11 protein-coding genes are annotated in these 8,939 nt (G+C 61.2%); all 11 read left to right on the top strand.

From position 1 onward, the window contains the following. Nucleotides 1-122 precede the first annotated feature (122 nt). The 11 genes from rny (at nt 123) to rplP (ending at nt 8,939) form a co-directional block, all read left to right on the top strand. Nucleotides 123-1,670, top strand: coding sequence for a ribonuclease Y (rny, locus tag EIO64_RS06340; protein WP_021752184.1), 1,548 nt, complete (start codon nt 123-125; stop codon nt 1,668-1,670). 305 nt (nt 1,671-1,975) lie between these two features. After that, nucleotides 1,976-3,415: a proline--tRNA ligase gene (proS, locus tag EIO64_RS06335; RefSeq protein ID WP_036630538.1), complete on the top strand. Its 1,440-nt coding sequence runs from the start codon at nt 1,976-1,978 to the stop codon at nt 3,413-3,415. A 471-nt stretch (nt 3,416-3,886) separates the two neighbouring features. Beyond that, nucleotides 3,887-4,198 (top strand): 30S ribosomal protein S10, encoded by a 312-nt coding sequence (gene rpsJ, locus EIO64_RS06330; protein ID WP_021749668.1) that lies wholly within the window; start codon nt 3,887-3,889, stop codon nt 4,196-4,198. 249 nt (nt 4,199-4,447) lie between these two features. Further along, on the top strand, nt 4,448-5,167 hold the full coding sequence (rplC, locus tag EIO64_RS06325) for a 50S ribosomal protein L3 (RefSeq protein ID WP_021749667.1): 720 nt from the start codon (nt 4,448-4,450) through the stop codon (nt 5,165-5,167). A gap of 18 nt (nt 5,168-5,185) precedes the next feature. Continuing rightward, nucleotides 5,186-5,809 carry a 50S ribosomal protein L4 gene (gene rplD / locus EIO64_RS06320; protein ID WP_025544363.1) on the top strand — a complete coding sequence of 208 codons (624 nt, stop codon included), beginning with the start codon at nt 5,186-5,188 and terminating at the stop codon, nt 5,807-5,809. After that, nucleotides 5,809-6,105, top strand: a complete 297-nt coding sequence (rplW, locus tag EIO64_RS06315) for a 50S ribosomal protein L23 (RefSeq protein ID WP_021749665.1) — start codon at nt 5,809-5,811, stop codon at nt 6,103-6,105. The genes rplD and rplW overlap by 1 nt, the downstream gene beginning before the upstream one ends. A gap of 24 nt (nt 6,106-6,129) precedes the next feature. Continuing rightward, a complete protein-coding gene (gene rplB / locus EIO64_RS06310; RefSeq protein ID WP_025544366.1) occupies nt 6,130-6,963 on the top strand; it encodes a 50S ribosomal protein L2 in 834 nt (277 codons plus the stop codon). Between the two features lie 14 nt (nt 6,964-6,977). Then, nucleotides 6,978-7,241 carry a 30S ribosomal protein S19 gene (gene rpsS, locus EIO64_RS06305; RefSeq protein WP_021749663.1) on the top strand — a complete coding sequence of 88 codons (264 nt, stop codon included), beginning with the start codon at nt 6,978-6,980 and terminating at the stop codon, nt 7,239-7,241. 18 nt (nt 7,242-7,259) lie between these two features. Next, a complete protein-coding gene (gene rplV, locus EIO64_RS06300; protein ID WP_025544367.1) occupies nt 7,260-7,607 on the top strand; it encodes a 50S ribosomal protein L22 in 348 nt (115 codons plus the stop codon). A gap of 19 nt (nt 7,608-7,626) precedes the next feature. Then, nucleotides 7,627-8,517, top strand: coding sequence for a 30S ribosomal protein S3 (rpsC, locus tag EIO64_RS06295; protein ID WP_021749661.1), 891 nt, complete (start codon nt 7,627-7,629; stop codon nt 8,515-8,517). Continuing rightward, a complete protein-coding gene (gene rplP, locus EIO64_RS06290; RefSeq protein WP_021749660.1) occupies nt 8,517-8,939 on the top strand; it encodes a 50S ribosomal protein L16 in 423 nt (140 codons plus the stop codon). Before rpsC ends, rplP begins: the two co-directional genes overlap by 1 nt.

Below are 8,939 nucleotides of genomic sequence, written 5' to 3'. Positions count from 1 at the left end.
AAAACGGATAATTGTCGGCAGGCAACAGGGGCCTTCCGATTGTTTTCTGCCCATGCGGCCCATGCGGCCTGCATATAAAACCCAAAGCGTACAGGATACCGGACACAGGAGGAGAAGATACCGTGATTGGAAACGTCGTTGCCGCCCTGATCGGGCTGGCAGTTGGCGGCGTGATCTGCTTCTTCCTCGGTATTCGCTACCGGAAAACCGTTTCTGAAAAGGAAATCTCAAGCGCGGAAGAAGAGGGAAAGCGCATCATCAACGAGGCCATCAAGAGCGCCGAGACCAAGAAAAAAGAGGCACTGCTGGAAGCCAAAGAAGAGATTTTGAAGAACCGCAGCGAGTACGAGAAGGAAGAGAAGTCGCGCAGAGCCGACCTGCAGCGGCAGGAAAACCGCCTGCAGCAGAAGGAAGAGAACCTCGACCGCAAGACCGAGGCTCTGGAGAAGAGAGAGGAGTCCCTGGCCCAGAAGCATGCGGCCATCGACAAGGAAAACGAGGAGATCAAAGTCATCAAGCGCAGCCAGACGGAGATGCTGGAGCGGATTTCCGGCTTCACCGCCGAGGAGGCCAAGGCCTATCTGATCGCTCAGGTGGAGGCCGAGGTGACCCACGAGACCGCCCTCAAGATCAAAGAGGTCGAGTCCCGGATGAAGGAAGAGTGCGAGGCGCGCGCCCGGGAAGTGGTGGCCCAGGCCATCCAGCGGTGCGCTGCCGACCAGGTGGCCGAAATGACCGTCAGTGTGGTTCCCCTGCCCAATGACGAGATGAAGGGCCGCATCATCGGCCGCGAGGGCCGCAACATCCGCACCATCGAGACCCTGACGGGTGTGGATCTCATCATCGACGACACGCCCGAGGCCATCACCGTCTCCTGCTTCGAGCCGGTGCGGCGGGAGATCGCCCGCCTGGCCCTGGAGAAGCTGATCGCCGACGGCCGCATCCATCCCACCCACATTGAGGAGATGGTGGAGAAGGCACGCCGGGAAGTGGAGAACACCATCAAGGCAGAGGGTGAGCGCGCCGTGTTCGAGTGCGGCGTGCGGAACCTGCACCCGGAGCTGGTGAAGATGCTGGGCCGCCTCCACTACCGGACCAGCTACGGCCAGAACGTCCTGCAGCACTCCATCGAGGTCAGCCACATCGCCGGCATGATGGCCTCCGAGCTGGGTGCGGATGTCCAGGCTGCCAAGCGGGCCGGCCTGCTCCACGATCTGGGCAAGGCCGTGGACCACGAGCTGGAGGGCACCCACGTGTCCCTGGGTGTGGAGTTCGCCCGGAAGTACAAGGAGCGGGAGGACATCATCCACGCCATCGAGGCCCACCACAACGATGTGGAGCCCCGGACCGTGGTGGCCTGTCTGGTGCAGGCGGCAGACGCTATCTCCGCAGCCCGCCCCGGTGCCCGGCGGGAGAATCTGGAGAACTACATCAAGCGTCTGGAGCAGCTGGAAACCATCACCGGCTCCTATCCCGGCGTGGATAAGGCCTACGCCATCCAGGCCGGCCGCGAGGTGCGGGTCATGGTGAGGCCCGAGCAGGTCAGCGAGGACCAGATGGTCATCCTGGCCCGGGACCTGGCCAAGAAGATCGAGGAGGAAATGGAGTACCCCGGTCAGATCAAGGTCCACGTCCTGCGGGAGACCAAGGTCATCGAGTACGCGAAATAAGAATTGCAGCAAGGCGGCGGGCCATCGGCCCGCCGCCTGTTCTTGGTTTCGAAGAAGGGTACTTCCGTCAGCAGATGGGAGCCGCCGGAGCACATAGCCTGCCTATATGGACGAATCTCCTGCAGGAAAGCGCCCTGCTTTCCTCTCAAATATCAAAGAGAGCAAGCTTCGGCGCAATATCAGTTCTGCAAATGCGGAACCAGGGAGCCATAACAGTTGACTTTTTCTCCCAGAGTGGATACAATAAATGTTCAGTGTAAACTGCGCCGAAGGACGGCGCGATCATAGAGAAAAGGATGAAGACTATGGCACAGGATAAGAGACAGGTGGACGCCATCACCGCACGGGACGTAGACTTCGCCCAGTGGTACACGGACGTCTGCAAGAAGGCGGAGCTGATCGACTACACCTCCGTGAAGGGCATGTTCATCTACCGGCCCTACGGCTACGCCCTGTGGGAGAATATCCAGGCGGAGCTGGACCGGCGCTTCAAGGCCACGGGGCACGAGAACGTGTACCTGCCGGTGCTGATCCCGGAGTCCCTGCTCCAGAAGGAGAAGGACCATGTGGAGGGCTTTGCACCCGAATGTGCGTGGGTCACTGTGGGCGGCAGTGAGAAGCTGGAGGACCGCTGCGCTATCCGCCCTACTTCGGAGACGCTCTTCTGCGAACATTATGCCAACATCATCCACTCCTGGCGGGACCTGCCCAAGCTGTACAACCAGTGGTGCAGCGTGCTGCGGTGGGAAAAGACCTCCCGCCCCTTCCTGCGCCATCGGGAATTCCTGTGGCAGGAGGGCCACACCATGCACGCCACCGCCGAAGAGGCCCGGGAAGAGACCATGCAGATGCTGAACATCTACGCGGACTTCATGGAGAACGTGCTGGCTATGCCTGTCATCAAGGGCCGCAAGACCGACAAGGAGAAGTTCAACGGCGCAGAGGAGACCTACACGGTGGAGTGTATGATGCACGACCATAAGGCCCTCCAGGCGGGCACCAGCCACTACTTCGGCGACGGCTTTGCCAAGGCATTTGACATCACGTTCACTGGCAAGGACAACCAGCCCCACTATCCCCACCAGACCAGCTGGGGCGTCAGCACCCGGATGATCGGCGGCATCATTATGACCCACGGCGACGACAACGGCTTGGTGCTGCCTCCTCGGATCGCCCCCACCCAGGCGGTGGTGATCCCTGTGGCGGCCCACAAGCCCGGGGTGCTGGAGGCGGCGGCCTCTCTGCGGGACCGGCTGAACGCGGCCGGCGTGCGGAGCAAGATGGACGACTCTGATAACTCCCCCGGCTGGAAGTTCGCAGAGTATGAGATGAAGGGTGTGCCCGTCCGGGTGGAGATCGGCCCCAAAGACATGGAGAAGGAGCAGTGCGTCATTGCCCGGCGGGACACCGGCGAGAAGATCACCGTGGCCCTGGCGGAGCTGGAGAGCGCCGTGAAGGCCCTGCTGGATCACATCCATGACAATCTGTATGCCATGGCCCTGAAGAACCGGGAGGACAACACCTTCGACATCCAAACTCCCGAGGAGGCCAAGGCCATTGTGGAGGGGAAGGGCGGCTTCCTCCGGTCCAAGTGGTGCGGCAGTCTGGAGTGTGAGCTGGCCATGAAGGAGCGGGCCGGTGTCAGCTCCCGCTGTATGCCCCTGGTCCAGAGCGGCACGGAGGGCACCTGCCCCGTGTGCGGCAGGAAATGCACCACCGACATCTACTGGGGTGTGGCTTATTGAGAACGAAAAGGGAGGAGGGGAACGCCCCCTCCTCTCTTTTTCAGCAGTCCGGAAGGGCTGAAACCGACGGTTTTCCTCCAAAATTTCGGAAGAATTGGAAAAAGATCCAGCCCTCCAAAAAAATCTTCATATTTTCATAAAAAACAGAGAAAATAGGCTTGACATTAGCAAGATTTTCTTTTATGATAATAAAGCTCGCGTGGAGGGCAGAACTGCGCCCGGCGAGTACTGCGATGAACCGGGAGATTGCTCGAAAGAGGTAACTTCCGGGGAGTATGTCCGATAATCGGGCGGCTGAGAAGGATCTGTACGTTGCGTAGATCGCTGCGCCATGACAGGATACCGGCCGTATCATGCGCCGGTATTTTTCATGAGCTGGAATGATACGCACGGTTAAGCGTATAGAAAAATTCTCTCGCCGTAGGTCGTCGAGACTCGTGAAACTACCTACGAAATCAGGAGGAAACAACCATGGCTCAGAAAGAAATGATCCGCATCCGGCTGAAGGCCTATGACCATCAGGTCATCGACCAGAGCGCAGAGAAGATCGTGGAGACCGCCAAGCGCACCGGCGCTTCCGTGTCCGGCCCCATCCCTCTGCCCACCAAGAAGGAAGTCGTCACCATCCTGCGGGCCGTCCACAAGTACAAGGACAGCCGCGAGCAGTTTGAGCGCCGCACCCACAAGCGCCTCATCGACATCACCAAGTCCACCCCCAAGACGGTGGAGGCCCTGATGGCCCTGGAGCTGCCTGCCGGCGTGGAGATCGAGATCAAGCTGTAACCAATTAAAGAGGGGATGAAATCCCCCTTTAGATTCCCCCTCGCCAGTGTGCGCACTGGCGGCGCCGCCCAGGGCGGCTGAGTCAAGGTATTTTCGCCACGTACACGCCGCGGCGAAAATAGATTGAAAATTGTTTGCTGTCCATGTCTGCCGTCTTGCGAGGCAGACGGGTCATGTCGGCAGAGCAATGCGGCGGGACCCAACCCGCACGTATCTAAGCCGACCAATAACCTTTAAGGAGGAACAACCATGAAAGCGATCATCGGCAAAAAAGTGGGCATGTCCCAGATTTTTGACGAGAACGGCCATGTGATCCCCGTCACCGTGATCGAGGCGGGTCCCTGCGTGGTCGTGCAGAAGAAGACTTCCGAAAAGGAAGGCTATGAGGCGGTCCAGCTGGGCTTTGAGGACATCTCTGAGCGCAAGCTCACCAAGCCCGAGAAGGGCCACCTGGACAAGGCCGGCGTGGCTCCCAAGAAGTACCTGCGGGAGTTCGACCTGGAGAATGCCGCCGAGCTGAACGTGGGCGACATCGTGAAGGCTGATGCCTTCCAGGCGGGCGACTTCGTGGATGTCACCGGCATCAGCAAGGGCCACGGCTATCAGGGCGTCATCAAGCGCCACGGTGCCCACCGCCTGAAGGAGACCCACGGCTCCGGCCCTGTGGCCCGTCAGATCGGTTCTCTGGGCGCCACCAGCCACATGTCCAAGATCATCAAGGGCACCATCGGCGCCGGCCACATGGGCGTGGAGCAGGTGACTGTCCAGAACCTGAGCGTCGTCAAGGTCGACCCCGAGCTGAACATGCTGGTGGTCTGCGGTGCGATCCCCGGCCCCAAGGGCGGCCTCGTGACCATCAAGTCCACGGTCAAGGTCCACAAGGTCAAGCAGGCCGGCGCTGACATCAGCAAGAACCCGCAGAAGGCCTCCGGCCGCAACCCGCAGAAGGCCTCCGCCAGAAACAAGTAAGAAAGGGGTGCTTGATCAATGTCTACTATGAAAGTGTTGAACATGGCCGGCGCAGAAGTCGGCACTGTGGAACTGAACGACGCGATCTTCGGCATCGAGCCCAACCAGACCGTCGTGCACGAGGTTGTCAAGAACCACCTCGCCAACTGCAGACAGGGTACCCAGAGCGCCCTCACCCGCGCCGAAGTCTCCGGCGGCGGCAGAAAGCCCTGGCGTCAGAAGGGCACCGGCCACGCCCGGCAGGGCAGCACCCGTGCTCCCCAGTGGACCCACGGCGGCATCGTGTTTGCCCCCAAGCCCCGGGATTACAGCTATGTGCTGAATAAGAAGGTCAAGCGCCTGGCGCTGAAGTCCGTCCTCTCCGCCAAGGTGGCCGAGGGCCAGATGGTGGTCATCGACTCCATCAAGATGGACGCCATCAAGACCGCTGACTTCCGCAAGTTCCTCACCGCCGTCGGTGTGGACGGCAAGGCCATGGTGGTCACCCCCGCCGTGGATCAGACCATCGTCAAGAGCGCGCGGAACATCCCCGGCGTTGTGACCACTCCCGCTTCCATCCTGAGCGTCTATGACATCCTGAACGCCAAGTATCTGGTCGTGGACAAGGACGCCCTCGCAAAAATCGAGGAGGTGTACGCGTAATGGCTACCGCTTACGATATTATCATCCGCCCCATCATCACCGAGCGCGCCATGTCCGGTGCCGCCGACAAGAAGTACGTCTTCGAGGTGGCCAAGGACGCCGGCAAGATCGAGATCAAGAAGGCGGTGGAGGAGATCTTCGGTGTGAAGGTTGCCTCTGTCAACACCCTGACGGTGCCCGGCAAGGAGAAGCGCATGGGTGCCGGCCGTCCCGGCATGACCAAGACCTGGAAAAAGGCCTATGTCCAGCTGGCGGCGGATTCCAAGACCATCGAGTTCTTCGAAGGTATGGTCTGATAAACGGAAGGAGTGTAACGCGACATGTCTATCAAAACTTTTAAGCCGACGACTCCCTCCAGACGGCAGATGACGGTCTCCGGGTTCGACGGCATCGACAAGAAGGCGAAGCCCGAGCCCAGCCTGACTGAGCCCCTGAAGAAGAGCTCCGGCCGCAACAGCTACGGCCGCATCACCGTCCGCCACCGCGGCGGCGGCAACAAGCGCAAGTACCGTATCATTGACTTCAAGCGGGACAAGATCGGCTCCGCCACCGTGCTGCGCCTGGAGTACGATCCCAACCGCAGCGCCAACATCGCTCTGATCCAGTATGAGGACGGCGAGAAGCGCTATATCCTGGCGCCCCTGGGCCTGAAGGCCGGCCACAAGATCATGACCGGCCCCGAGGCGGACATTCTGCCCGGCAACGCCCTGCCCATCGCCAACATCCCCGTTGGTACCGTGATCCATAACATCGAGCTGCATCCCGGCAACGGCGCCCAGCTGGTGCGCTCCGCCGGCACCGCCGCTCAGCTGATGGCCAAGGAGGGCGGCGACGCCCAGATCCGTCTGCCTTCCGGCGAGGTCCGCATCGTGCGCACCAACTGCTACGCCACCATCGGTCAGGTTGGCAACATCGAGCACGAGAACATCAACATCGGCAAGGCCGGCCGCAAGCGTCACATGGGCTGGCGTCCCACCGTGCGCGGCTCCGTCATGAACCCCAATGACCACCCCCACGGCGGCGGCGAGGGCCGCGCACCCGTCGGCCGTCCCGGCCCGGTGACCCCCTGGGGCAAGCCCGCCATGGGTTACAAGACCCGCAAGGGCAAGAACCCCACCAATAAATTCATCGTCAAGCGCCGCAACGAGAAGTAAGGAGGCAAGTCAATATGAGCAGATCCATTAAAAAAGGCCCGTATGTTGCCCCGGAGCTTCTGAAGCGGGTCGAGGAAATGAACGCGAAGAACGAGAAGAAGGTCCTCAAGACCTGGAGCCGGAGCTCTACCATCTTCCCCGCCTTCGTGGGCCACACCATTGCCGTTCACGACGGCCGCAAGCACGTGCCCGTCTATATCCAGGAGGATATGGTCGGCCACAAGCTGGGTGAGTTCGCGCCCACCCGCACCTTCCGCGGCCATCGGAAAGATTCTTAATGAAGGAGGATGCAGAACATGGAAGAGATGAAGATTGCCAAAGCGTATCTGCGCTATGTCCGCATCGCTCCCCGCAAGGTCCAGATCGTGTGTGATCTGATCCGCGGCAAGGACGCCGGCACCGCCATGGCGATCCTGATGCAGACCCCCAAGGCCGCTTCCGAGCCTCTGATGAAGCTCCTGAAGTCCGCCTGTGCCAATGCCGAGAACAACTTCGGCATGGACCCCGCCAAGCTGGTGGTGTCCGAGGTGTTCGCCACTCCCGGCCCCATCCTGAAGCGGATGATGCCCCGGGCTCAGGGCCGCGCCTATCGGATCAATAAGAAGACTTCTCACGTCACCCTGGCTGTGACGGAAAAGGCATAAGAGGGAGGAGAACAGTTTTATGGGACAGAAAGTAAATCCCCACGGCCTGCGCGTGGGCGTCATCAAAGACTGGGATTCCCGTTGGTATGCCAGTGATGAGAAGGTCGGCGATCTGATCGTCGAGGATCAGAAGATCCGCAAGTACCTGAAGAAGACCCTGTACGGCGCCGGTGTTCCCAAGATCGAGATCGAGCGGAGCAACGAAGTCGTCACCATCTTCCTCCACTGCGCCCGGCCGGGCATGGTCATCGGCAAGGGCGGCGAGCAGATCGAGCAGTATCGTCTCGCTGTGGAGAAGCTGATCGGCAAGAAGGTGCGCCTGAACATCGTCGAGGTCCGCAACCCCGACATGAACGCCCAGCTGGTGGCGGAGAACATCGCCCAGCAGTTGGAGAAGCGTATCTCTCACCGCCGCGCCATGAAGAACGCCATGGCCCGCGCCATGCGCGCCGGCGCCAAGGGCATCAAGGTTTGCTGCTCCGGCCGTCTGGGCGGACGTGAGATCGCCGGCGTGGAGCACTATCACGAGGGCACCATCCCCCTGCAGACCATCCGCGCCGACATTGAGTACGGCTTCGCGGAGGCTGCCACCACCTTCGGCCGCATCGGCGTGAAGGTCTGGATCTACAAGGGAGAGGTCCTCTCTCAGACCCTGCGCACCACCCCCCGCACCATGGACACCTCCAAGCCCTACCAGGAGCGTCGTGAGCGTCGTCCCCGCCGGGATGGCGACCGCCGCGGCGGTTTCGGCGACCGGCGCCAGGGCGGCGGGTTTAACCGTGACCGTCAGGGCGGTTTCAACCGCGGCCAGGGCCGCCCCCAGGGCGGTTTCAACCGTGCCACCAATCCCAGCCGTCCGGCTGCCCCCGCGGCGCCTGCGGCACCCGCTAAGGAAGGAGGAGCCCAGTAATGCTTCTGCCGAAGAGAGTCAAGTATCGCCGCGTACACCGCGGCCGTATGACCGGCAAGGCCACCCGCGGCAACACCATTGCCTACGGTGAGTTCGGCCTGCAGGCCCTGGAGCCCGCCTGGATCACCAGCAATCAGATCGAGGCGGCCCGTATCGCCATGACCCGCTACACCAAGCGTGGCGGTCAGGTTTGGATCAAGATTTTCCCCGACAAGCCCGTGACCAAGAAGCCCGCTGAGACCCGCATGGGTTCCGGTAAGGGTTCCCCCGAGTTCTGGGTTGCCGTCGTGAAGCCCGGCCGCATCATGTTCGAGATCGCCGGCGTGTCTGAAGAAGTTGCCCGCGAGGCGCTTCGTCTGGCCAGCCACAAGCTGCCCATCAAGACGAAGATCGTCGCCCGCACCGAGGAAGCAGGTGAGTGA

It is taken from the genome of Dysosmobacter welbionis (assembly GCF_005121165.3).
Classification (GTDB): domain Bacteria; phylum Bacillota; class Clostridia; order Oscillospirales; family Oscillospiraceae; genus Oscillibacter; species Oscillibacter welbionis.
The sequence above is the reverse complement of the archived record's forward strand: the minus strand, read 5'-3'. Positions and strand labels throughout refer to the sequence as shown.

What these genes read in the sequence shown, in the direction of transcription:
- proS (WP_036630538.1), top strand. Translation starts at nt 1,976, where the DNA reads ATGGCACAGGATAAGAGACAGGTGGACGCCATCACCGCACGGGACGTA.
- rpsJ (WP_021749668.1), top strand. Translation starts at nt 3,887, where the DNA reads ATGGCTCAGAAAGAAATGATCCGCATCCGGCTGAAGGCCTATGACCAT.
- rplC (WP_021749667.1), top strand. Translation starts at nt 4,448, where the DNA reads ATGAAAGCGATCATCGGCAAAAAAGTGGGCATGTCCCAGATTTTTGAC.
- rplD (WP_025544363.1), top strand. Translation starts at nt 5,186, where the DNA reads ATGTCTACTATGAAAGTGTTGAACATGGCCGGCGCAGAAGTCGGCACT.
- rplW (WP_021749665.1), top strand. Translation starts at nt 5,809, where the DNA reads ATGGCTACCGCTTACGATATTATCATCCGCCCCATCATCACCGAGCGC.
- rplB (WP_025544366.1), top strand. Translation starts at nt 6,130, where the DNA reads ATGTCTATCAAAACTTTTAAGCCGACGACTCCCTCCAGACGGCAGATG.
- rpsS (WP_021749663.1), top strand. Translation starts at nt 6,978, where the DNA reads ATGAGCAGATCCATTAAAAAAGGCCCGTATGTTGCCCCGGAGCTTCTG.
- rplV (WP_025544367.1), top strand. Translation starts at nt 7,260, where the DNA reads ATGGAAGAGATGAAGATTGCCAAAGCGTATCTGCGCTATGTCCGCATC.
- rpsC (WP_021749661.1), top strand. Translation starts at nt 7,627, where the DNA reads ATGGGACAGAAAGTAAATCCCCACGGCCTGCGCGTGGGCGTCATCAAA.
- rplP (WP_021749660.1), top strand. Translation starts at nt 8,517, where the DNA reads ATGCTTCTGCCGAAGAGAGTCAAGTATCGCCGCGTACACCGCGGCCGT.